17 protein-coding genes are annotated in these 22,098 nt (G+C 73.4%); 11 read left to right on the top strand and 6 right to left on the bottom strand.

Annotated elements, in window-relative coordinates; all coding sequences use genetic code 11:
* Nucleotides 1-562: 562 nt before the first annotated feature.
* Both ACIA8O_RS36025 and ptsP read left to right on the top strand, forming a co-directional pair.
* The gene (locus ACIA8O_RS36025; protein ID WP_396298261.1) at nucleotides 563-1,012 is read left to right on the top strand and encodes a PTS glucose transporter subunit IIA; all 450 of its coding nucleotides are present in this window, start codon (nucleotides 563-565) and stop codon (nucleotides 1,010-1,012) included.
* 139 nt (nucleotides 1,013-1,151) lie between these two features.
* Complete coding sequence (ptsP, locus tag ACIA8O_RS36020; RefSeq protein ID WP_396298260.1) at nucleotides 1,152-2,822, top strand: phosphoenolpyruvate--protein phosphotransferase; 1,671 nt, start codon at nucleotides 1,152-1,154, stop codon at nucleotides 2,820-2,822.
* Nucleotides 2,823-2,997: 175 nt separating this feature from the next.
* Here ptsP and ACIA8O_RS36015 read toward each other — a convergent pair whose 3' ends face one another.
* Nucleotides 2,998-5,016, bottom strand: a complete 2,019-nt coding sequence (locus tag ACIA8O_RS36015; RefSeq protein ID WP_396298259.1) for an acetoacetate--CoA ligase — start codon at nucleotides 5,014-5,016, stop codon at nucleotides 2,998-3,000.
* Between the two features lie 176 nt (nucleotides 5,017-5,192).
* Between ACIA8O_RS36015 and ACIA8O_RS36010 the strand changes: the two genes are divergently transcribed.
* The 3 genes from ACIA8O_RS36010 to ACIA8O_RS36000 are packed head-to-tail and all read left to right on the top strand — an operon-like array spanning nucleotide 5,193 to nucleotide 9,030.
* A complete protein-coding gene (locus ACIA8O_RS36010; protein WP_396298258.1) occupies nucleotides 5,193-7,529 on the top strand; it encodes an FHA domain-containing protein in 2,337 nt (778 codons plus the stop codon).
* Between the two features lie 9 nt (nucleotides 7,530-7,538).
* Nucleotides 7,539-8,039 carry a hypothetical protein gene (locus tag ACIA8O_RS36005; protein ID WP_396298257.1) on the top strand — a complete coding sequence of 167 codons (501 nt, stop codon included), beginning with the start codon at nucleotides 7,539-7,541 and terminating at the stop codon, nucleotides 8,037-8,039.
* 25 nt (nucleotides 8,040-8,064) lie between these two features.
* A complete protein-coding gene (locus ACIA8O_RS36000; protein WP_396298269.1) occupies nucleotides 8,065-9,030 on the top strand; it encodes a serine/threonine-protein kinase in 966 nt (321 codons plus the stop codon).
* A gap of 7 nt (nucleotides 9,031-9,037) precedes the next feature.
* On the opposite strand, the gene ACIA8O_RS35995 is transcribed toward ACIA8O_RS36000, so the two are convergent.
* Nucleotides 9,038-10,282 carry a streptophobe family protein gene (locus tag ACIA8O_RS35995; RefSeq protein WP_396298256.1) on the bottom strand — a complete coding sequence of 415 codons (1,245 nt, stop codon included), beginning with the start codon at nucleotides 10,280-10,282 and terminating at the stop codon, nucleotides 9,038-9,040.
* 585 nt (nucleotides 10,283-10,867) lie between these two features.
* On the opposite strand from ACIA8O_RS35995, the gene ACIA8O_RS35990 reads away from it, so the two are divergent.
* Nucleotides 10,868-11,935: a DUF6777 domain-containing protein gene (locus tag ACIA8O_RS35990; RefSeq protein ID WP_396298255.1), complete on the top strand. Its 1,068-nt coding sequence runs from the start codon at nucleotides 10,868-10,870 to the stop codon at nucleotides 11,933-11,935.
* Here the strand turns inward: ACIA8O_RS35990 and ACIA8O_RS35985 are convergent.
* The gene (locus ACIA8O_RS35985) at nucleotides 11,926-12,441 is read right to left on the bottom strand and encodes an NUDIX domain-containing protein (RefSeq protein WP_396298254.1); all 516 of its coding nucleotides are present in this window, start codon (nucleotides 12,439-12,441) and stop codon (nucleotides 11,926-11,928) included. The genes ACIA8O_RS35990 and ACIA8O_RS35985 overlap by 10 nt on opposite strands.
* Nucleotides 12,442-12,551: 110 nt before the next feature.
* On the opposite strand from ACIA8O_RS35985, the gene mmuM reads away from it, so the two are divergent.
* The 5 genes from mmuM to ACIA8O_RS35960 all read left to right on the top strand — a co-directional run bounded on the left by mmuM (nucleotide 12,552) and on the right by ACIA8O_RS35960 (nucleotide 18,716).
* Entirely contained in the window at nucleotides 12,552-13,475 is a 924-nt protein-coding gene (mmuM, locus tag ACIA8O_RS35980; RefSeq protein ID WP_396298253.1) for a homocysteine S-methyltransferase, read from the top strand.
* A 102-nt stretch (nucleotides 13,476-13,577) separates the two neighbouring features.
* Nucleotides 13,578-14,342 carry an IclR family transcriptional regulator gene (locus tag ACIA8O_RS35975; protein WP_396298252.1) on the top strand — a complete coding sequence of 255 codons (765 nt, stop codon included), beginning with the start codon at nucleotides 13,578-13,580 and terminating at the stop codon, nucleotides 14,340-14,342.
* Between the two features lie 315 nt (nucleotides 14,343-14,657).
* Entirely contained in the window at nucleotides 14,658-15,377 is a 720-nt protein-coding gene (locus tag ACIA8O_RS35970) for an MIP/aquaporin family protein (RefSeq protein ID WP_396298251.1), read from the top strand.
* 91 nt (nucleotides 15,378-15,468) lie between these two features.
* Nucleotides 15,469-16,989 carry a glycerol kinase GlpK gene (gene glpK, locus ACIA8O_RS35965; RefSeq protein WP_396298250.1) on the top strand — a complete coding sequence of 507 codons (1,521 nt, stop codon included), beginning with the start codon at nucleotides 15,469-15,471 and terminating at the stop codon, nucleotides 16,987-16,989.
* Between the two features lie 131 nt (nucleotides 16,990-17,120).
* Entirely contained in the window at nucleotides 17,121-18,716 is a 1,596-nt protein-coding gene (locus ACIA8O_RS35960) for an FAD-dependent oxidoreductase (RefSeq protein WP_396298249.1), read from the top strand.
* 160 nt (nucleotides 18,717-18,876) lie between these two features.
* On the opposite strand, the gene ACIA8O_RS35955 is transcribed toward ACIA8O_RS35960, so the two are convergent.
* From ACIA8O_RS35955 to ACIA8O_RS35945, 3 genes are all read right to left on the bottom strand, one after another.
* Nucleotides 18,877-19,425: a hypothetical protein gene (locus ACIA8O_RS35955; RefSeq protein WP_396298248.1), complete on the bottom strand. Its 549-nt coding sequence runs from the start codon at nucleotides 19,423-19,425 to the stop codon at nucleotides 18,877-18,879.
* A gap of 22 nt (nucleotides 19,426-19,447) precedes the next feature.
* On the bottom strand, nucleotides 19,448-20,617 hold the full coding sequence (locus ACIA8O_RS35950; protein WP_396298247.1) for a hypothetical protein: 1,170 nt from the start codon (nucleotides 20,615-20,617) through the stop codon (nucleotides 19,448-19,450).
* 81 nt (nucleotides 20,618-20,698) lie between these two features.
* A complete protein-coding gene (locus tag ACIA8O_RS35945) occupies nucleotides 20,699-22,075 on the bottom strand; it encodes a gluconate:H+ symporter (RefSeq protein WP_396298246.1) in 1,377 nt (458 codons plus the stop codon).
* Nucleotides 22,076-22,098 lie beyond the last annotated feature (23 nt).

Below are 22,098 nucleotides of genomic sequence, written 5' to 3'. Positions count from 1 at the left end.
ATATCTGGCGTTGACTTTTGGCACGCTGTTGAGTTCTCAAGGAACGGTGGCTTCCTTCGGACTGCCTTCCGGCAGGCCCTCCGGGCGCTTCGTTCGTTCCACCAGCTTAGCAGATCCGTTTACTAGGTTTTCACCAAGTCTTTGCGGTTCCGACATCTGATGTTCATCACCGTCTTGCGGCGACTCGACAAACCATAGCCCTTCCTCGGCGGAGTGCCTAATCGAGCCGCGCGACCGGTCACCCGTTCGGCCCGTCGGCCGTGGTTCACACCCCTCTATGCACCCCGATCGGCGCGATCGTCGCGGCTCACCCGCATGGCGTAGAGTTCGGCGCATCAGCCAAGAGGACTAGACCACTTGAGACGCCCGAGGCCCCTGCCAGCAGGGGAGACGGGTGGCACCGGGTGCAGATGTGCGCCGGCCGAGCAGGGTTGTCACCCGGCGGACCGCCCCTGGTGTCGCTTGCGAAATGTCCGAACTTGGCATGATTTAGGCTTCAGAACGATCACACCGCCGCTGGCCTGCGGCGGCTCGCTGTGCCCCGTACCTGGGAGGACCCACCATGACCACTGTGACCTCGCCGTTGGCCGGTCGCGCCGTCGGGCTCGCGAACGTCCCCGACCCCGTCTTCGCCGGGGCCATGGTGGGCCCCGGTACTGCCATCGACCCGGTCCGGGAGGTCACCGATGCGGTGGCTCCGGTGGACGGTGTCGTCGTGTCGATGCACCCGCACGCCTTCGTGGTGGTGGACGCGGACGGGCACGGGGTACTGACCCACCTGGGGATCGACACCGTGCAGCTCAACGGCGAGGGCTTCGAGCTGCTGGTGAGCAAGGGCGACACCGTCACCCGCGGCCAGGCGGTCATCCGCTGGAACCCGGCCGAGGTCGAGAAGGCCGGCAAGTCGCCGATCTCCCCGATCGTGGCGCTCGAGGCCTCGGCCGATGCGCTGGCCGGGGTGACCGAGAGCGGGGACGTCGCCGGTGGCGACGCGCTCTTCACCTGGAACTAGCTCCACCGAGAAGTCGTAAGACCGCCGCGCCGTCCCACTCCCCCGACCAAGAGGGTGGGACGGCTCGGCAAGTACCCGGCCCCGGCCGTGACCCCACGTCCGGACGGCGGGCCCGCACCCGGGTGAAAGGAACCCACTCATGGAACAGGCGCTGCGAGGCGTAGGTGTCAGCCACGGTGTCGCGATCGGCCAGGTCCGGCACATGGGCACGGCCGTGCTGGAGCCCCCGGCCACCCAGATCCCGACCGAGGACGCACCCCGCGAGCAGGCCCGTGCCCAGGCGGCCGTGGACGCCGTGGCGGCGGACCTGATCGCCCGCGGCAACCTGGCCGGCGGTGAGGCCCAGGCCGTGCTGGAGGCCCAGGCGCTGATGGCGCAGGACCCCGAGCTGATGGCCGACGTGAACCGGCGGATCGCGGTCGGCAGCAGTGCCGAGCGCGGGGTGTACGACGCCTTCGCCGCGTACCGGGCGCTGCTCGCGGCGGCCGGGGACTACCTGGCGGGCCGGGTGGCCGACCTGGACGACGTGCGGAACCGGATCGTGGCGCGGCTGCTGGGCGTGCCGATGCCGGGCGTGCCGGACAGCGACGAGCCGTACGTGCTCTTCGCCCGGGACCTGGCACCGGCCGACACCGCGCTGCTGGACCCGACGCTGGTGCTGGGCTTCGTGACCGAGGAGGGCGGGCCGACCAGCCACAGCGCCATCCTGGCCCGGGCCATGGGCGTGCCGGCCGTGGTCGCGCTGCCCGGGGCCACCGACCTGCCGGAGGGTGTCGTCGCCGCGGTGGACGGCTCCACGGGTGAGGTGCTGATCAACCCGAGCGAGGAGAAGCAGGCCGAGCTGCGCGCGGTGGCCGCCGAGCGGAAGGCCGCGCTGGCCGCCTCGTCCGGGCCGGGGCAGACCTCGGACGGGCACAAGGTGCCGCTGCTGGCCAACGTCGGCGGTCCGGGTGACCTGCCGGCCGCGCTGGAGGCGGGCGCGGAGGGTGTGGGGCTGTTCCGCACCGAGTTCCTGTTCCTGGACGACTCGGCGAAGGCGCCGAGCGAGGAGAAGCAGGTCGAGGCGTACCGCAAGGTGCTGGAGGCCTTCCCGGAGGGCCGCGTGGTGGTCCGGGCGCTGGACGCCGGTGCCGACAAGCCGCTGGACTTCCTCACCCCGGCCGACGAGCCGAACCCGGCGCTGGGCGTGCGCGGTCTGCGCACCCTGCTGGAGAACCCCGAGGTGATGCGGACTCAGCTGCGCGCGCTGGCGAAGGCCGCCGAGGGCCTGCCGGTCTACCTCGAGGTGATGGCCCCGATGGTGGCGGACCGGACGGACGCCAAGGCGTTCGCCGAGGCGTGCCGGGAGGCGGGGCTGAAGGCGAAGTTCGGCGCGATGGTGGAGATCCCGTCCGCCGCGCTGCGGGCCCGCTCGATCCTCCAGGAGGTCGAGTTCCTCTCGCTGGGCACCAACGACCTGGCGCAGTACACCTTCGCGGCGGACCGTCAGGTCGGCGCGCTGGCCCGGCTGCAGGACCCGTGGCAGCCGGCGCTGCTGGACCTGGTGGCGTTCTCGGCGGACGCGGCCAGGGCCGAGGGCAAGAGCTGCGGCGTCTGCGGCGAGGCCGCTTCCGATCCGCTGCTGGCTTGTGTGCTGACCGGGTTGGGTGTGACCAGCCTGTCGATGGGTTCGGCTTCGATTCCGTACGTGCGGTCGACGCTGGCGAAGTACACGCTGGCGCAGTGTCAGCGGGCGGCGGAGGCGGCCCGTGCGGCGGACTCGGCCGAGGAGGCCAAGGCGGCGGCGGCGCAGGTGCTGTCAGGCGAGTAGCACCACGTGAGTGGTTCCACCAGGGGCGCGGGGAACTGCGCGCAGGGGAACGGCAGCACGTGCAACTGGCTGATGGAGCCTCAGTTGCAGGTGAGCCGCCTTCCGCCTCGCGCAGTTCCTCGCGCCCCCGGTGTAACCGCGTACGTTGCCCGCGCCCGGGAGCGGTGACCGCGGGTCAGCCGCGGCGGGTGCGGCCGAGGTGTTCGAAGAAGCGCAGGTGGTCGAGGTTGTCGACGGAGCCGGGGTTGACGGCCTGGTCGAGGGGGGTGCCGGCCAGGAGGCGCTTGACCGGGACCTCGATGCGCTTGCCGGTGAGGGTGTGCGGCAGGCCCTCGACGGCGATCACCTCGTCGGGGACGTGACGGGGCGACAGTTCGGTGCGCAGCGAGGTGCGGATGCGGCCGACGAGGGTGTCGTCCAGCTCCGCGCCGGGGGCGAGGACGACGAAGAGCGGCATCCAGTAGCCGCCGTTCTCCTCCTCCAGACCGATCACCAGGGACTCGCGGATCTCGGGGAGGCGCTCGACCACCTCGTAGATGTCCGAGGAGCCCATCCGGACGCCCTGGCGGTTGAGGGTGGAGTCGGAGCGGCCGTGGATGACCACGGTGCCGCGGGAGGTGGCGGTGATCCAGTCGCCGTGGCGCCAGGTGCCGGGGTAGGTGTCGAAGTAGCTGTCGTGGTAGCGGCGGCCGTCCTCGTCCCCCCAGAAGCCGACCGGCATGGACGGGATGGGCTTGGTGACGACCAGTTCGCCGACGGCGTCGGTGAGCGGCTTGCCCTGGACGTCCCAGGCCTGGACGTCGGCGCCGAGGCAGGGGGCCTGGATCTCGCCGAGGTGGACCGGGAGGGTGGGGACGCCGCCGACGAAGCAGGAGCAGACGTCGGTGCCGCCGCTGACGGAGGCGAGCCAGACGTCGGGCTTGACCTCGTCGTAGATCCACTGGAAGCCGTCGGGCGGCAGCGGGGAGCCGGTGGTGCCGAGGCAGCGGACGGCGGAGAGGTCGAGGTCGCGGCCGGGGTGGAGCTCGGCCTTGCGGCTGGCGATGACGTACGCGGCGGAGGTGCCGAGCACGGTGGCGCCGGTGCGGGCGGCGACGGACCAGAAGGCGCCGGTGTCGGGGTGGCCGGGGCTGCCGTCGTAGGTGACCACCGTCGAGCCGACCAGCAGGCCGGCGACGAGGAAGTTCCACATCATCCAGCCGGTGGAGGTGTACCAGAGGAAGCGGTCCTCGGGGCCGAGGTCCAGGTGGAGGGCGGCCTGCTTGAGGTGCTCGACCAGGATGCCGCCCTGGCCCTGGACGATGGCCTTGGGCAGGCCGGTGGTGCCGGAGGAGTAGAGCACCCAGAGCGGGTGGTCGAAGGGCACCTGCTCGAAGACCGGCTCGGCCTGACCGGCCGTCAGGTCCGCCCAGGAGAGGGCGCCTTCGGGGGCGGGGGTGCCGAGCAGCGGGACGTGGACGACGGTGTGCAGCGAGGGCAGCTCGCGGCGGAGCTCGGCGACCACCTCGGAGCGGTCGTGGTCCTTGCCGCCGTAGTGGTAGCCGTCGACGGTGATCAGGGCGACGGGGGCCAGCTGCTGGAAGCGGTCGAGCACGCTGCGGGCGCCGAAGTCGGGGGCGCAGCTGGTCCAGACGGCGCCGACGGCGGCGCTGGCGAGCAGGGCCACGATCGCCTGCGGGATGTTCGGCAGGTAGCCGGCCACGCGGTCGCCGGGGGCGATGCCGCGCTCGCGCAGGGCGGCGGCGAGGGCGGCGACCTGGCGGCGGAGCTCGGCCCAGCTGACCGGGACGGGCTCGGTGGTCTTCTCGTCCAGGTGCAGGATGGCGGGCTTCTCCGCGTTCTCGGCGGCCTCGCCGTGGCGCAGCACGTGCTCGGCGTAGTTGAGCCGGGCGCCGGGGAACCACTCGGCGCCGGGCATCTCGGTGGAGCCGAGGACGGCGGTGGGCGGCTCGGCGAAGCGGACGTCGAACCACTCGGTGACGGCCCGCCAGAAGCGGGACAGGTCCTCGGTGGACCAGGCGTGCAGCGCGGCGTACCGGGCGGCGGCCTCGTCGTCGCCGGCCGCGGGGGCGAGCGGGGCCGCGGGGGCGCCGTGGTGCTCGGCGGCCCAGGCCTGGAAGGCGACGATCTGGGTTTCGGCGGCGCGAGCGGGGTCGGGCCGCCAGAGGGGCTGGACCTGGTGTGGGGTGCTCACGGTGGTTACTCCCGGCCGGGCAGGGGACGGAACGCCTCGTTGCGCCCGTCCGAGTGGCGCTGACGGCTGGACTCTGCCACGTGATCGTGATCGGCGCCAGGGTGTGCCGGGGCCTTCGCCACCTCGGACGTTTCCGTCGCCGGGCCGGTCAGGAGGCTCGGGCCTAGCATCGGTGTATGGGAGAGCGAACTTTCGTGCCCTACGCGCCGCAGCTCCTGCTGGAGACCGACGGCGACTCGCAGGTGATGAGCCCGGGTCGCGAGTACCACGTCGGGCGTGATCCTGCCGGGGAGGTCGTGTTCAGCGATCCCCGGGTGTCCTGGCATCACGCGGTGCTCCACGTGGACGGCGACCACTGGGCGCTCGACGACACCGGCTCGACCAACGGGACCTGGGCTTCCGGGGAACGGGTGAGCCATCTGGATCTGGCACCGGGCAGCACGCTGCGTTTCGGCAGCGCGCAGGACGGTCCGTACGCGACCCTGGCCGCGTTGCCGGAGCCCACCAGGACGGTGCGGGCACCGTCCGCGCTGACCAGGATCACCGGCTCGTACCGGCCGCCGACCAGGGTGCAGCGGCTGCCGGACCGGGTGGTGCGGATCGGCCGGTCCGAGGACAACGACCTGGTGCTGGACGACCTCTCGGTCTCCCGGCACCACGCCGAGCTGCGGGCCAGACCCGACGGCCGGTACGAGATCGCCGACGTGGGCAGTCACAACGGGACCTTCCTGAACGGCTCGCCGGTGACGGTGGCGCTGCTCGGGCCGGAGGACCTGGTCGGCATCGGGCACTCGGTGTTCTGCCTGGTCGGGGACGAGCTGCAGGAGTTCGTCGACACCGGGGACGTGGACCTGGACGTGGACGGCCTGGTGGTGGAGGTCGCGGGCGGGCGGCGGTTGCTGGACGGGGTGACCTTCCCGGTCGGGCAGAAGTGCCTGCTGGCGGTGGCCGGGCCGAGCGGGGCGGGCAAGTCCACCCTGCTGAACGCGCTGACCGGGCTGCGCCCGGCCGACCGGGGCTCGGTCCGCTACGACGGCCGTGACCTGTACCGGGACTACGCGGAGCTGCGCCGCCGGATCGGGCTGGTGCCGCAGGACGACATCCTGCACACCCAGCTGACGGTCCGTCGGGCGCTGCGCTACGCGGCGGAGTTGCGGTTCTCCGGGGACACCACGCCGGAGGAGCGGGCCGCGCGGGTGGAGGAGGTGATCGGCGAGCTGGGGCTGGAGCAGCGGGCCGACCAGGTGATCTCCAGTCTGTCGGGTGGTCAGCGCAAGCGGGTGAGCGTGGCGCTGGAGCTGCTGACCAAGCCCTCGCTGCTGTTCCTGGACGAGCCGACCTCGGGTCTGGACCCGGGGATGGACCGCTCGGTGATGCAGATGCTGCGCGGGCTGGCGGACGACGGGCGGACGGTGGTGGTGGTCACCCACAGCGTGCTCAGTCTGGACCTGTGCGACCGGCTGCTGATGCTGGCGCCGGGCGGGAAGATCGCGTACTTCGGGCCGCCCGGGGAGGCGCTGGGCTACTTCGGCTTCGCGCAGTGGCCGGAGGCCTTCGAGGCCTTCGAGGAGGACCGGGCCCGGGACTGGGCCGGCCAGTACCACGGCTCGGACGAGCACCGCCGGTACATCGCGGACACCATGGAGCGCCCGGCGCGGCCCGAGGTCTCCGCCGCGGTGCCCTCCCCCGTGCCGCCGCCGCAGGGCTGGTGGTCGCAGCTGGGGACGCTGGTGCGCCGGTACGCCAACGCGCTGACGGCGGACCGGACCTTCCTGGCGGTGATGATCGCGCTGCCGTTCGTGATGGGTGCGATGGCGCGGGCGCTGGCGGGCAGCAGTCTGGGCCCGGACACGGCGCTGAACGGGCTGCTGATCCTGTGCGTGGGCGGCGTGCTGACGGGCGCGGCCAACGCGGTGCGGGAGCTGGTCAAGGAGCGTTCGATCTACCAGCGGGAGCGAGCCGTCGGGCTCTCCAGATCGGCGTACCTCTGGTCGAAGATCGTGGTGCTGGGGACGATCACGGTGGTCCAGGCGGTGGTGCTGACGCTGGTCGGCCTGGCCGGGGTGAAGCTGAGACCGCAGGGCGGCGGCGGGGTGCTGATGCCGCCGCTGGTGGAGATCACGCTGGCGGTGGCGATGCTCTCGTTCACCGCGATGATGCTCGGCCTGGTGGTCTCCGCCCTGGTGAAGAAGGAGGAGGTGACCATGCCGCTGCTGGTGCTGCTGGCGATCGTGCAGGTGGTGTTCTGCGGGGCGCTGCTCCAGCTGAACGGGGTGCCGGTGCTCAACCAGCTCTCCTGGCTGGTGCCCTCCCGGTGGGCGCTGGCCGCGATGGCCTCCACGGTGGACCTGCGGCAGGCGGTGCCGGGCGAGCTGACGGCGGATCCGCTGTTCCGTCACCAGCTGTCGACCTGGCTGCTCGACATGGGCGTGCTGGCCGCGCTGTCGCTGCTGTTCGGCGTCCTGGTGCTCCGGCTGCTGCGGCGGCAGGAGCCGGCCGTGATGCGCGGGTAGGGCGGCACGGTGGAGGGTTTCCGCAGTACGCACGTGGTCCCCGAGGGCGGGCTGCCCAGCTGGGAGGGGCCCGATCCCTCGCGGCCCTCGGCGCGGCTGGACTCGCTGCTGCCGGTGATGCTGGCCGGCGCCAGCGGGGACTGGGCCCGGGTGGTCTGCTCCAACGGCTGGACCTGCTGGGTGGACGGCCGCCTGCTGGTGGCCGTCCCCCAGCGTCCGCCCGCCGCCGGGCGGCCCACCGCCACCGAGGCCGATCCGCGGCCGCTGCTGGCCGAGCTGGAGGCGGCGATCGGGCGGTACCGGGAGCTGCTGGACCAGTACGCGGACGGACGGCTGGACCTGGAGGGCTTCCGGGCCAGAACGGCCGGGCTGCGGGTCGGCGCGGTGCTGGACGGGCCCTCGGCCTGGTTGCTGGACGTGGCGCGGGGGCGCTGGTCGTACTGCGAGGCGGCGCAGCTCCAGCCGTACGCCACCGTGGAGCCCGCCGAGGGCGGGGCGGCGAAGGCGTGAACGGAGGAGCGCGGGTGTGAACGGGATGGCGCAGGCGGACCTGACCGGGCAGCAGCTCGGCGGGTACCGGCTGGAGAAGATCATCGGCCGGGGCGGGATGGCGGTGGTCTACCGGGCCGAGGACCTGCGGCTGGGGCGGACGGTGGCGGTCAAGCTGCTGGCGCCCGAGCTGGCCCGCAACGACGTCTTCCGCGAGCGCTTCGCCCGCGAGTCGCGGGCCGCCGCGGCGATCGACCACCCGCACATCGTCCCGGTGTACGAGGCCGGGGAGACGGAGGGGGTGCTGTACATCGCGATGCGCTACGTGCGGGGGCGGGACCTGCGGGCGCTGCTGGACCGTCAGGGGCCGCTCACGCTGCGGCAGGCGGTGCGGATCACCGCGCAGGTGGCCTCGGCGCTGGACGCCGCGCACGCGCACCAGCTGGTGCACCGGGACGTGAAGCCGGGGAACGTGCTGGTCGCGGAGGGCACCGACAGCGATCACCCCGAGCACGTCTACCTGACCGACTTCGGGCTGACCAAGAAGTCGCTCTCGCTGACCGGGCTGACCACGGTGGGGCAGTTCGTGGGGACGCTGGACTACGTGGCGCCGGAGCAGATCTCCGGGCGGCCGGTGGACGGGCGGTGCGACGTCTACAGCCTGGGGTGCGTGGTCTACGAGGAGCTGACGGGGACTCCGCCGTTCCGCCGGGAGGACGACCTGGCGCTGCTCTGGGCGCACCTGCACGACGAGGCACCGCCGCTCAGCGAGCTGCGGCCGGAGCTGGCGGCGGGCCTGAACGCGGTGCTGGGGCGGGCCCTGGCGAAGACGCCGGAGGAGCGGTACGGGAGCTGTCTGGAGTTCGTGGCGGCGCTGCGGGCGGCGGACCTGGGCGGGCCGGTGGTCGCGGCCGCCGGACCGGGGCCGACGCCGACCGAGGTGGTGCCGGTGGTGCCGGAGGAGCCGGTCCCGCCGGCCTGGGCGTGGCCGGTGTTCGTCCGGGAGGGGTGACGGGCCGTCACTTCCGGCGGGTGACCGCGAAGCCGCCGAGCAGACCCGCGAGGGCGCCCCAGAGGGCGGCGAGCAGGACGGTGCGGAGCAGGTCGGGGGTGAGGGAGACACCGCCGCCGGCCGCCTCGAAGCCGAGCAGCGAGAGGCCGAGCGCCGCGGAGATCCTGGTCACCAGGCCGAGCAGGAGGACGGCCACCGCGAGGGCGGCGGCGAGGTGGGCCGCGTACTGCCAGGGGCGGGTGCCGGGCGCGGTGCGGCGCGCGGCGCCGTAGCCGGTGAGGAGCAGCGCGACGGCGGCGAGGGCGGCCAGCAGCCAGGCGGCGGAGTCCTGGGCGGCGAGGGAGTTCAGGTCGAGGGTGGTCTCCTGCCCGGACGGGACGCGGAGCACCTCGGCGAGGGCGGGTGGCATGGGGAGGCCGATGTCGGTGGGGGCCGAGCCGTGCCAGGAGCCGCCGAGGCCGATGCCGAGGGCCAGCCAGGCGAGGTTGGGCAGGGCGAGCAGGAGGACGGCGAAGGTGGTGCGGGGGTGACCGGCGACGACGGCGGTGACCAGGCCGGCGAGCGCGGCGAGGGCGACGTAGAGCAGGAGCAGGGTCAGCACCGCGTGGGCGGCGGGCTGGACGGCGGAGCGGTGGCGGAGGAGGGCCGGGGGCAGGGGTGCCCGGCGGGAGGCGAGCAGGGTGAGCAGGAGGACGCCGGCCAGCCAGAGCAGGCCGATGCCGAGGGTGGGGAGGAGGGCGGTGCGGAAGCCGACGGTGGGGGCGGCTCCGAAGGCCGCGCCGAGGTCGTCGAGGAGGGGGTCTCCGGTGGGGACCTCGAAGCTGTGGGAGGCCGGGAGGCGGAGCAGGACGAGGAGCAGCAGCCAGAGCAGGGCGGTGCGGCCCGCTCTCGCGGCGAGTTCGGCGGGGGTGGCGACGGCGCGCAGGCGGAGCGGGCGGAGGAAGAGGTGGGCGGTGGCGAGGGCCCCGAGCAGGGTGACGGAGAGCGGCATGGCCTCGATGCCGCCCTGGGCCTCGGCGACGAAGGCCGCCGTTCCGTCGAGCCGGACGGGGACGCCGAGGCCCATCAGGACGGTGGCGGCGACCACGGAGGGGAACGCACCGCCGGGGAGCGCGTCGGCTCCGGCCAGCCAGAGGCCGAGGGCCGCCAGGGCGGCCATCAGGAGGAGGGGCACCGCGGCGGTGAGGAGCGCTTCCAGCCAGGGGCGGAGGTGGCGCGCGGCGGCGGACGGCGGACCGGCCTGGGACGGCATGGCGGCTCCCGGTTCGGACGGGGGTTCCCGGATCACCTCAGCTTCGGCCGGGCGCGCGTGGTCGGCGAGCCGGAAGCGGTCGCGTCGGGGGCGCGGGGTGACCACGGACGGCGGCGGTCGGCGCGACGGGTGGGGCGGGCGGGTCGAGAATGAGCGGCGGGGGATTCCAGCCGTTGGAGGCAGGTCGTGAACTCCCATCCCCCGTCCGAGCCCACCGGTCCGTACTCCAGCCCGCCCTCGGGCGGCGGGGGCGGTCCTTCGCCGACCGAGCCGGCGATGCCGCAGCCTTCGGGCGGGTCGCCGGAGCCGCCGAGCGGGCCGGTGTCGGGGCCCTCGGCGGGTGGGGTGGCGGCGGGGCCGCCGTCCGGGCCGTTGTCGGGACCGAACGGGGGGCCGCCCCCGGGTGACGGGTCGTCAGGGGGTGGCGGGTCGTCAGGGGGTGGCGGGTCGTCAGGGGGTGGCGGGTCGTCAGGGGGTGGCGGGTCGTCAGGAGGTGAGCCGCCCGGGCGGCGGTTGGTGCCGGCCGGAGGTGGCGGCGGCGGGGGTGGGCGGCGGCCGTGGTGGCGGGGGCCGAAGGGGTTGGCGGTGGTGGCCGTGGCGGCGGGGGCCGCGGTGCTGACGGTGGTGCTGACCAACGGGGGCGGGAAGGACACCAAGACGGAGGCCGCGCCGCAGGTGGCGCTCCAGCCGGTGGCGGCGTCGGGGCCGGACCCGTTCACCGGGTCGGTGGCGGTGGTGTCGATGTCGGAGAGCGCGACGGCCTCCGGGGCGGCGAGCGCCTCGGGGTCGGCGACCGGCCGGACGGTGACGGGTTCGGACCCGGGGCTGTACGGGGGCAGCCGGGAGACGGCCAGCTGTGACGTGCCGAAGCTGTCGGCCTTCCTGACGTCCGATCAGGCCAAGGGCCGGGCCTGGGCCGGGGTGCTGGGCATCGACCCGTCCACCATCGACGCCTACCTGCGCTCGCTGACCCCGGTGGTGCTCCGCTCGGACACCCGGGTGACCAACCACGGCTTCGCCAACGGCGTGGCCACCCCGTACCAGTCGGTGCTGCAGAGCGGGACGGCGGTGCTGATCGACGGGCGCGGGCTGCCCCGGGTGCGGTGTGCCTGCGGCAATCCGCTGCTGCCGCCGGCCGCGCTGGTGAAGCCGCCCGCGTACTCGGGGACGCCGTGGCCGGCGTTCAAGCCGCAGGACACCGTGGTGGTGAGCCCGGCGCCGTCGCCGTTGAAGGACGTGACGGTGGTGGACCCGTCAAGCGGGCAGTCGTTCTCGCACGGGGTGGGTTCGCCCTCGGCCTCCACCTCTCCGTCGGGTTCGGGTTCGGGGTCGCCGTCGGGTTCGGGCAAGAGCTCGGGGTCGGGCTCGCCGTCCGGGTCGGGCTCCGCCTCGCCGGGCTCGAAGTCCCCGGGGTCGCCGTCCTCCTCGCCGTCCGGCCGGTCGGGTTCGTCGTCGGTCGGGCAGCAGCAGTCCGGTGCGCCGTCCGGGTCCGGCTCGGCGCTGCGGAGCAAGGCGGCCTCGCCGTCCGGCGGGGCGAGCCAGGTGCAGAGCCCGGCCCAGAGCCAGGGGCAGCAGAGTCAGGGGCAGCAGCAGAGCCCGGCCCAGAGCCAGGTGCGCAGCCCCGTGCAGAGCCCGGCCGCCGGTCAGTCGTAGGCGCCCTTGAACCAGGCCTCGGCGACCTGGGTGTGCAGCGGGAAGGCCAGCCGGGTCGGTGTGGTGAGCAGGTGCCAGCCGTCCGTCTCGTCGGTGGGGACGGACGGCGGCAGCGTGTCGAGGGGGCGCGGCGGGAAGAGGGCGAAGAGCATCAGGAAGGCACCGCGCTCGTCGCTGCCGGTGTCGGCGAGGCGGACGTGGGCGGGGTCGACCTCCAGGCCGGCCTCCTCGCGGAGCTCGCGGACGGCGCCGGTCTGCCAGTTCTCGCCGTAGTCGATGTAGCCGCCGGGGAGGGCGAGCTCGCCGTAGCCGGGCTCGATGGTGCGGCGGATGACGAGGAGGGCGCGGGTGCCGTCCGGCTGCTCGACCGGCTGGAGGGCCACGGCGACGGGCAGCGGGTTGCGGTAGCTGATCTCGCCGCAGCCGGGGCAGGTGCGCGGCCAGGTGGTGGTGGCGGGCGCGTACGGGGTGCCGCACCAGTGGCAGTGCGTGAAGGGGCCTGTCATGGCTGGATGCTAGTCCCCGTGGGTGACGGTGCGTCAGTGTCTCGCGGGACGGGACGGGCATCCGTCGTCGATCTTGCGCGTTGTAGCGTGCGGTGGTCGGCACACGGAGGGTGAGGACTGTGGGGAACGCGTTCGCGCAGGCGCTGGTGGCGGGGCCGCTGGTGCTGGACGGGGGTCTGTCGAACCAGTTGGCGGACGCGGGGCAGGACCTCTCGGACGAGCTCTGGTCGGCGCGGCTGCTGGCGGACGATCCGGCGGCGCTGACACGGGCGCACCGGGCGTACGTCGAGGCGGGGGCCGAGGTGGTGATCACCTCCAGCTACCAGGCGAGTTTCGAGGGCTTCGCGCGGCGCGGGGTCGAGCCCGAGGAGGCCGTGCGGCTGCTCGGGGAGAGCGTGGCGCTGGCCCGGGCGGCGGGGCCGGAGTGGGTGGCGGCCTCGGTGGGGCCGTACGGGGCGGTGCTGGCGGACGGGTCGGAGTACCGGGGGCGGTACGGCTTGACGGTCGGTCAGCTGGTGGACTTCCACGGGCCGCGGATCGAGGTGCTGGCGGCGGCCGGGCCGGACGTGCTGGCGGTGGAGACGGTGCCGGACGCGGTGGAGGCCGAGGCGGTGCTGCGGGTGCTGGACGGTCTGGGGGTGCCGGCCTGGCTGTCGTTCTCGATCGACGGGGAGCGGACCAGGGCGGGGCAGCCGCTGGCGGAGGCGTTCGCGCTGGCGGCCGGGGCGCCCGGGGTGGTGGCGGTGGGGGTGAACTGCTGCGCGCCCGAGGACGCGGACGGGGCGGTGCGGGTGGCCGCCGAGGCCGGGGGGAAGCCGGTGGTGGTGTACCCGAACAGCGGGGAGGGCTGGGACGCCGGGGCCCGGGACTGGCGGGGCGGTTCGACCTTCGTGCCCGAACGCGTGGCGCAGTGGCTGGCGGACGGTGCCCGGCTGGTGGGAGGGTGCTGCCGGGTCGGCCCGGCGGAGATCGCGGCGCTCGCCCGGGTGGTGCACGGGCAGGACGCGACCGGCGGACGTGACGGACGGAACTGACAGTCGCTGACGGCGGACGTGCACGCCCGGCCCTCGGCCTGGCAGACTCGGGGCGATACCACTGCGGTCGACAATGTCGACCGCCTGTCAGCGGAGGTACACATGCCAGGGCCGATCCAGTCGCTCTCCCGGGCCGCCGCGATCATGCGGCTGCTGGCCGGTGGCGAACGGCGCCTGGGCCTGTCGGAGGTGGCCACCGCGCTGGACCTGGCCAAGGGGACGGCGCACGGCATCCTGCGCACCCTCCAGCTGGAGGGCTTCGTCGAGCAGGACCCGGAGAGCGGGAAGTACCAGCTGGGCGCCGAGCTGCTCCGGCTGGGCCAGAGCTACCTGGACGTGCACGAGCTGCGGGCCAGGGCGCTGGTCTGGGCGGACGACCTGGCGCGGGCCAGCGGGGAGACGGTCTACCTCGGGGTGCTGCACCAGCAGGGCGTGCTGATCGTGCACCACGTGTTCCGCCCGGACGACACCCGGCAGGTGCTGGAGGTGGGCTCGATGCAGCCGCTGCACTCCACCGCGCTGGGCAAGGTGCTGCTGGCGTACGACCCGGTGGCCCGCGGCGAGCTGGGCGACGGGCCGCTGGAGTCGTACACCTCGCGGACCCTGACCGACCCGGCGGACATCGACGCGGAGGCGGCGCTGACCAGGGAGCGGGGCTGGGCCGCGGCGGTGGAGGAGACCTGGGAGGGCGTGGCCTCGATCGGCGCGCTGATCCAGGACCGCCGGCGCAATCCAGTGGGGGCGGTGTGCATCAGCGGGGCGGTGGAGCGCGTCTGCGAGGACGGGTTCGTGAAGCCCTCCCTGGTGGCCTCGGTGCGCAGTGCGGCCCGGGCCATCTCCCGGGACCTGGGGGCCGGGCGCTTCTGACCGTCGTTTCTGACGCTTCGTGAGTTTCCCGCAGGCGCGGGCAGGTTGATTCCTGCCCGCGCCTTGGTGTTTTGTCCGCTTTTCCGGTGACAAGGGTGCTGATTTCCGCGGCACCGGGGGATCACCGTGAGTGATGGATCACAGGTCGGTCACCCGCCCTTGACGCGGGGGTGACGACAGGGGGAAGCTTCCGCATGACGGTCGACATTGTCGAACGGTGTCCGGAGCGACCGGAACGCCACCCGTCAGCGCACGACCCCGGGACGGGAACGTGCACCTCCCCCACCTGCTCCGGTCACGGACGAAGGAGTCTTTGTGTCCGCGTTCTCCAACGGCGACATCCTTGTCGGCGAAACCCTCGGCACCGCCGCGCTGATACTCCTGGGCGGCGGCGTCTGCGCCGCAGTGACCCTCAAGAAGTCCAAGGCCGTCAACGCCGGCTGGCTCGCCATCACCTTCGGCTGGGGCTTCGCGGTGATGATCGCCGCCTACATGTCCGCCCCGAAGTCCGGCGCCCACCTGAACCCCGCCGTCACGCTGGCCATCGCCGCCGACACCGGCGAGTGGGGCAAGGTCCCGCTCTACCTCGGCGGCCAGCTGCTCGGCGCGATGATCGGCGCCGCCCTGGTCTGGGTCACCTACCTCGGCCAGTTCCAGGCGAACGACGCCCCCACCCTGGGCATCTTCGCCACCGGCCCCGAGGTCCGGAACCCGGTGCAGAACCTGCTCACCGAGATCATCGGCACCTTCGTGCTCTGCCTGGCCATCCTCACCCAGGGCCTGACCAAGGGCCTGGGCCTGTCCGGCACCGGCATCCTGATCGTGGCCTTCACCGTGGTCGGCATCGGCCTCTCGCTCGGCGGCCCGACCGGCTACGCGATCAACCCGGCCCGTGACCTGGGCCCGCGCATCGTGCACGCCCTGCTGCCCATCCCGCACAAGGGCGGCTCCGACTGGTCCTACGCCTGGATCCCGGTGGCCGGTCCGGTCGTCGGCGGTCTGCTGGCCGGCGGCTTCTACCACCTGGCGTTCTGACAGCCTGTTGGTTTGCCCCACTCCTGAGCACGGGGACTGACCACTCGTCAGTCCGATCTTCCCGAACCCCCATTCGAGCCGAGGACCCTCCATGACCTCCACTGGCAACTACGTCGCCGCGATCGACCAGGGCACCACCTCCAGCCGCTGCATCATCTTCGGCGCGGACGGCCGGATCGTCGCCGTCGACCAGCAGGAGCACAGCCAGATCTTCCCGCAGCCCGGCTACGTCGAGCACGACGCCGCCGAGATCTGGACCCGGGTGCAGTCCGTGGTCCGCGGGGCGCTGGAGAAGGCCGGACTGACCAAGGACGACATCCGCGCCATCGGCATCACCAACCAGCGCGAGACCACCGTGCTGTGGGACAAGAACACCGGCGAGCCGGTCCACAACGCGCTGGTCTGGCAGGACACCCGGACCGAGGCGCTCTGCCGCGAGCTGGGCCGCAACGTGGGCCAGGACCGCTTCCGCCGCGAGACCGGCCTCCCGCTGGCCAGCTACTTCGCCGGCCCGAAGATCCGCTGGCTGCTGGACAACGTCGAGGGCCTGCGCGAGCGCGCCGAGGCCGGCGACATCCTGTTCGGCACCATGGACACCTGGGTGATCTGGAACCTCACCGGTGGCGTCAACGGCGGCAAGCACATCACCGACGTGACCAACGCCAGCCGCACCATGCTGATGAACCTCGCCACCCTGGCCTGGGACGAGCGGATCGCCGAGTCGATGGGCGTCCCGCTCCAGGTCCTCCCGGAGATCCGCTCCTCCGCCGAGGTCTACGGCCACGCGGTCGGCGACCTGGAGGGCGTCCCGGTCGCGGCCGCGCTCGGCGACCAGCAGGCCGCGCTGTTCGGCCAGACCTGCTTCGACGAGGGCGAGGCCAAGTCCACCTACGGGACCGGCACCTTCCTGCTGCTGAACACCGGCGAGAAGATCGTCAACTCGTACCACGGCCTGCTCACCACGGTCGGCTACCGGATCGGCGACCAGGCCCCGGTGTACGCCCTGGAGGGCTCGATCGCGGTCACCGGTTCGCTGGTGCAGTGGCTGCGCGACCAGCTGGGCATCATCTCCACCGCCGCCGAGATCGAGACCCTGGCCTCGACCGTCGACGACAACGGCGGTGCCTACTTCGTGCCGGCCTTCTCCGGCCTGTTCGCCCCGTACTGGCGTTCCGACGCCCGCGGTGTGATCGCCGGTCTGACCCGGTACGTGACCAAGGGCCACCTGGCCCGCGCCGTGCTGGAGGCCACCGCCTGGCAGACCCGCGAGGTCGTCGACGCCATGCAGAAGGACTCCGGCGTGGAGCTCACCGCCCTCAAGGTGGACGGTGGGATGACCTCCAACAACCTGCTCATGCAGAACATCGCGGACGTCCTGGACGCCCCGGTCGAGCGGCCCTACGTGGCCGAGACCACCGCACTGGGCGCGGCCTACGCGGCCGGCCTCGCGGTCGGCTTCTGGCCGGACCTGGACACCCTGCGGGCCAACTGGCACCGCGCCGCCGAGTGGACCCCCCGGATGGACGAGGCCACCCGCGAGCGGGAGTACAAGAAGTGGCTCAAGGCCGTGGAGCGCACCATGGGTTGGGTGGAGGAGGACGAGGAGAACTGACCGTCACGCCGGTCGGGGCCGCAGCGGCCCCGACCGGCCAGCGTCGTTTGACGGCCCCTCAGCAAGGGGCCGCACCGCAGCACAACGAGAGGAGACGCGGCGCCGCCCGCACCGGCACCGCAACACACACCATGGCTTCCATCCCGACCCTGGGCGCCGGCTACACCACCGGACGTACCGCCTCCCGCGCCGAGGCCCGCGAGCTGCTCGGCAAGGCCACCTACGACCTGCTGGTGATCGGCGGCGGCATCCTCGGCACCGCCACCGCCTGGACCGCCGCCCAGTCGGGCCTCAAGGTCGCCATGGTGGACGCGGGCGACTTCGCCGGCGCCACCTCCTCCGCCTCCTCCAAGCTCGTCCACGGCGGTCTGCGCTACCTGCAGACCGGCGCGGTCAAGCTGGTCGCGGAGAACCACAAGGAGCGCCGCGTGCTCTCCACCGACGTGGCCCCGCACCTGGTCAACCCGCTGACCTTCTTCGTGCCGGTCTACAAGGGCGGCCCGCACGGCGCCACCAAGCTCGGCGCCGGCGTCTTCCTCTACTCCGCGCTCTCCGCCTTCCGCGACGGCATGGGCCGGGTCTCCACCGCCGCGCACGCCGCCCAGCAGGTGCCCGCGCTGCGCACCGAGGGCCTGCGGTCCGTCGCCGTCTACGGCGACCACCAGATGAACGACTCCCGGGTCGCCGTGATGACGGTGCGCGCGGCGGTCGAGGCCGGGGCCGTGGTGCTCAACCACGCCGAGGTGACGGGTCTCCGGTTCACCGGCACCCGGGTCACCGGCGCCGAGCTGAAGGACCGTCTGGACGGCACCGAGTTCGGCGTCAACGCCCGCCTGGTGCTCAACGCCACCGGCCCGTGGGTCGACCACCTGCGGCAGATGGAGGACAAGGGCGCCGCCCCGTCCATCCGCCTGTCGAAGGGCGCCCACGTCGTGGTCAAGCGCCGCACCCCGTGGCGCGCCGCGCTCACCATCCCGATCGACAAGTACCGCGTGTCGTTCGCGATCCCGTGGGAGGACCACGTCCTGCTCGGCACCACCGACGAGGAGTACACCGGTGACCCGCGCGACGTGCGCGCCACCGAGGCCGACATCGACCAGATCATGGGCGAGGCCGGCCACGCGATCCGCGACGAGCACCTGGACCGCGACCTGATCACCTACGCCTTCGCCGGCCTGCGCGTCCTGCCCGGCGGCCCGGGCGACACCGCCGCCGCCAAGCGCGAGACGGTCGTCACCGAGGGCCGGGGCGGCATGCTCTCGGTGGCCGGCGGCAAGTGGACGACGTACCGTCACATCGGCCGCACCGTCCTGGAGAAGCTGGCCCACGTGCCCGGCACCGGCCTGCGCGAGGACATGTCGCCGATCCCGGCCACCGTCCCGCTGCCCGGCGTCGGCACCCCGAACGCGGTCGCCCACCGCCTGCTGGTGGACCGCGAGCCCGGCTCCCGGATGGAGCCGCTGGTGGCCAAGCACCTGGCCTCGCACTACGGCACCCTCTCCTTCGAGATCGCCCACCTGATCGCGGAGAACCCGGAGCTCGGCGAGCCGATCCACGCCGACGGCCCGGACGTCTGGGCCCAGGTCGCGTACGCCGCGGACAACGAGTGGGCGTACACCGCCGACGACGTGCTGCGCCGTCGCACCACCATGACGGTCCGCGGGCTCGACACTCCGGAGATCCGGGCCGAGGTGGAGGCCTTCCTCGCGAAGCGCGGAAAGAAGTAGGGACACAGCCTCGCGAAGCGCGGAGAGAAGTAAAGGCACAGCCTCGCGAAGCGCGGAGAGAAGTAAAGGCACAGCCTCGCGAAGCGCGGAGAGAAGTAAGCCTCCGTCAGCACGCCGGAACGGCCCGCCCCTTGCCACGGGGGGCGGGCCGTTCCGGCGTTCAGCCCTCCACCGGCCAGCCGACCAGCGCCGCGGCGAACCAGACGACCGGTTCGGTGTCGCCGCGCGCGATGGCCCAGGCCGCGACCTGCTCCGCGTCGGCCTGACTGGGGAGCAGCCCCTCGGGGCCGGTCCGCACGCCCAGTTCGGCGACCGCGTCCCGGTGCAGGTCGCGGCAGAGCCAGGTGTGCAGGTTGCCGAGGTCGTAGCCGACCACCTCCCAGCCGAGCACCGTGCCGCCGTCGGCGAGCGGCCGGGGCGACTCCAGCGTGGGCAGCAGCACCGGCTCGTACACCTGGGACTCGCGGATCTCCGCGGCCAGCCGGGCCGCGCGCCCGGACGTGACCAGCACGGTCAGCACCCGCGCCCCCGGCTCGGTGAGCGCCGTCCCGGCCTCCGCCGCCGTGGCGAACCAGTGGTCGTCCTCGGGCAGTTGGTCGATCAGGCACGCGGAGGCCGAGACCAGGGCGTCGGTCTGCGGGAGGAAACCGCCCGTCAGCTTCTCCGGCCTGACCACCAGGTATCCGGCCACCACCAGTTCGTCCGTCATCCGCCCATGATCGCACCCGCCATCAGCCGCGCAGCCGGTTCCACCAGGAGCCGCCGGGCGGTTCGGGGGCGTCCTTCACCGGGCCGGGCCAGCCGAGCACCTCGCCCGCGAACCAGATGGCCGGCCGGTCGGCGGCCCATCCGTTGAGGGCGGCCGCGACCCGCTCCGCGTCGGCCGGGTCGGCGAACAGGCCGTCCGGGCCGGGGTGGACGCCGAGTTCGGCGAGGGCGTCTCCGGAGGGGTCGTGGCAGCGCCAGGTGTGCAGGTGGCCGGCGTCGTAGCCGATCACCTCCCAGCCGAGGCGGGTGCCGCCCTCGTCGAGGGCGGGTGGGGAGGCGAGGTTGGCGAGCAGCACCGGGTCCTCGACGTCGGCCTTGCGGACCGCCCTGGCCAGCGCCTTCGCCTGCCGGGGGGTCACCAGCAGTGCGAGCACCCTGGCCGGTGGCCCGATCCGCAGCCGCGCGCAGGCCGCCAGTGCGGCCTCCCGGGAGGGGAACCAGTCGTCGTCCCGCGGCAGTCGGCCGACCCGGCAGGCGGCGACCGATACCTCGGCTCCCTCCGGCTCGACCACCAGGTAGCCGGCCACCACGGCGGTCTCGTCCCCGGTCCGTGGCGGGGGCAGGCGACGGGTCTGCTTCACCAGCAGGGGCAGCCGGTCGCAGCGTTCCGGGAGGCGGCGCTCCTCCAGCCAGAACAGGTAGCCGCGCAGGTCCTCCTGGAGCAGCTGGTCGATGTAGTCGACGTAGCCGTGCAGCTCCTGGACCAGCTGGTACTGCTCGCCGTCGCCGGTGCGGTGGGCGGGGTGGCCCTGCCAGTGCGCGGCGGCCTTGCGGGCCCACTCCTTGACCCGGCCGCGCTCGTACCACCAGGACCGGACGCCGGACGGGGTCCAGTGCTGGTCGCCGTCCATCGCGTAGTGGCGGTCGGGGTGCTTGCGGACCTCGGCGAGCAGGCTCTGGACCTGCCGGACGTCGGTGGGCTGACGGTAGACCAGGTCGGCCACCACCCGTTCCTCGTGGGCGAGCAGCTCGGCGGCGTCGCGCGGGCCGGAGTCGGCCTCCCGGAGGGTGCCGTAGAACGGGCCCGGGACACCGCGCCAGTTCCGTTCGGCCCAGCGGCCGTCGAACGGGTCGCCCTCCTTGGCGACCTCCCGGAGAGCCGTCGGGACCGGGTCCCAGTACCTCGCGGACATACTGCGCCCCCTCCCCGTGGAAACACCGGACGGCCGCCACCCTTCCAGCGGAGGGTGGCGGCCGTCCATGGCCCGGCCGGGCTAGATGATCAGGCTCAGCGGGAGGATCAGGCAGATCGCGGTGACCGAGATCAGGGTCTCCATCACCGACCAGGACTTCAGGGTCTGACCGACCGTCATGCCGAAGTACTCCTTCACCAGCCAGAAGCCCGCGTCGTTGACGTGCGAGAGGAAGAGCGAGCCGGCGCCGATGGCGAGGACCAGCAGGGCGGCGTGGGTGGTGGAGAGGTCGGCGGCCAGCGGGGCGACGATGCCGGCGGCGGTGATGGTGGCGACGGTGGCGGAGCCGGTGGCCAGGCGGATCAGGACGGCGATCAGCCAGCCGAGCAGCAGGGCCGAGATGTGCCACTTGGCGGACCAGGAGCTGACGGCGTCACCGACGCCGACGTCGATCAGGGTCTGCTTGAAGCCGCCGCCCGCGCCGACGATGAAGACGATGCCGGCGATCGGGGCGAGCGACTTCTCCATCGTGGTGGAGATCCGGGCCTTGGTGAAGCCGGCCGCCCGGCCGAGGGTGAGCATGCCGAGCAGGGTGGCGGCGAGCAGGGCGATCAGCGGGGAGCCGATGAAGTCGGCGATCCGCTGGGGCATCGCCTTGGGGTCGTCGATGACCACGTCGGCCAGGGCCTTGCCGAGCATCAGGACCACCGGCAGCAGGATGGTGGTGAGGACGGCGGCGAAGGAGGGGGTGCGTTCGGGCTTCTCGGTGGCGGGCGGGGCCGGGGGCAGCTCCAGCGGGCCGACCCAGCGCTCGGCGAAGCGGGCGAACAGCGGGCCGGCCACGATCAGGGTGGGCACCGCGATCAGCAGGCCGAGCGCGAGGGTGACGCCGAGGTCGGCCTTGAGGGCGTCGACGGCGACCAGCGGGCCGGGGTGCGGGGGCACCAGGCCGTGCAGGACGGAGAGCCCGGCCAGGGCGGGGATGCCGAGGCGGATCAGCGGGACGTTCCCGCGGCGGGCGACCAGGATCACGATCGGGATCAGCAGCACCACGCCGACCTCGAAGAACAGCGGCAGGCCGAGCACGGCCGCGATCAGCGCCATCGACCAGGGCAGCATCCGCTTCGAGGAGCGGCGCAGCACGGTGTCGGCGACGATGTCCGCCCCGCCGGAGTCGGCGAGCAGTTTGCCGAGCATGGCGCCGAGGCCGATCAGCAGGCCGACGCTGGCGACGGTGGAGCCGAAGCCGGCCGAGAAGCTGGAGAGCAGCTTGTCGAAGGGGGCGCCCGCGACGGCGGCGAGCACGCCGGAGCCGAGGATCAGGGCCAGGAAGGGGTGCAGCTTGAAGCGGGTGATCAGCAGCACGATGACGCCGATGCCGAGCAGCACCGCGAGCAGCAGGACGCCGTCGCTGGAGGTGTGCGGGAGCGGGGCGGCGAGGAGTGGGGAGGTGGTCACGCGTGGTCTCCGTTGACAGGCGC

Origin of the sequence: Kitasatospora sp. NPDC051853, from assembly GCF_044452665.1 — a bacterium.
Lineage (GTDB): Bacteria > Actinomycetota > Actinomycetes > Streptomycetales > Streptomycetaceae > Kitasatospora.
The sequence above is the reverse complement of the archived record's forward strand: the minus strand, read 5'-3'. Positions and strand labels throughout refer to the sequence as shown.

Coding starts and splice junctions, on each gene's coding strand:
- ACIA8O_RS35975 (WP_396298252.1), top strand. CDS start 13,578: ATGCCAGGGCCGATCCAGTCGCTCTCCCGGGCCGCCGCGATCATGCGG.
- ACIA8O_RS35985 (WP_396298254.1), bottom strand. CDS start 12,441: ATGACAGGCCCCTTCACGCACTGCCACTGGTGCGGCACCCCGTACGCG.
- ACIA8O_RS36000 (WP_396298269.1), top strand. CDS start 8,065: ATGGCGCAGGCGGACCTGACCGGGCAGCAGCTCGGCGGGTACCGGCTG.
- ptsP (WP_396298260.1), top strand. CDS start 1,152: ATGGAACAGGCGCTGCGAGGCGTAGGTGTCAGCCACGGTGTCGCGATC.
- ACIA8O_RS36010 (WP_396298258.1), top strand. CDS start 5,193: ATGGGAGAGCGAACTTTCGTGCCCTACGCGCCGCAGCTCCTGCTGGAG.
- ACIA8O_RS35995 (WP_396298256.1), bottom strand. CDS start 10,282: ATGCCGTCCCAGGCCGGTCCGCCGTCCGCCGCCGCGCGCCACCTCCGC.
- ACIA8O_RS35960 (WP_396298249.1), top strand. CDS start 17,121: ATGGCTTCCATCCCGACCCTGGGCGCCGGCTACACCACCGGACGTACC.
- ACIA8O_RS35950 (WP_396298247.1), bottom strand. CDS start 20,617: ATGTCCGCGAGGTACTGGGACCCGGTCCCGACGGCTCTCCGGGAGGTC.
- ACIA8O_RS35955 (WP_396298248.1), bottom strand. CDS start 19,425: ATGACGGACGAACTGGTGGTGGCCGGATACCTGGTGGTCAGGCCGGAG.
- glpK (WP_396298250.1), top strand. CDS start 15,469: ATGACCTCCACTGGCAACTACGTCGCCGCGATCGACCAGGGCACCACC.
- ACIA8O_RS36025 (WP_396298261.1), top strand. CDS start 563: ATGACCACTGTGACCTCGCCGTTGGCCGGTCGCGCCGTCGGGCTCGCG.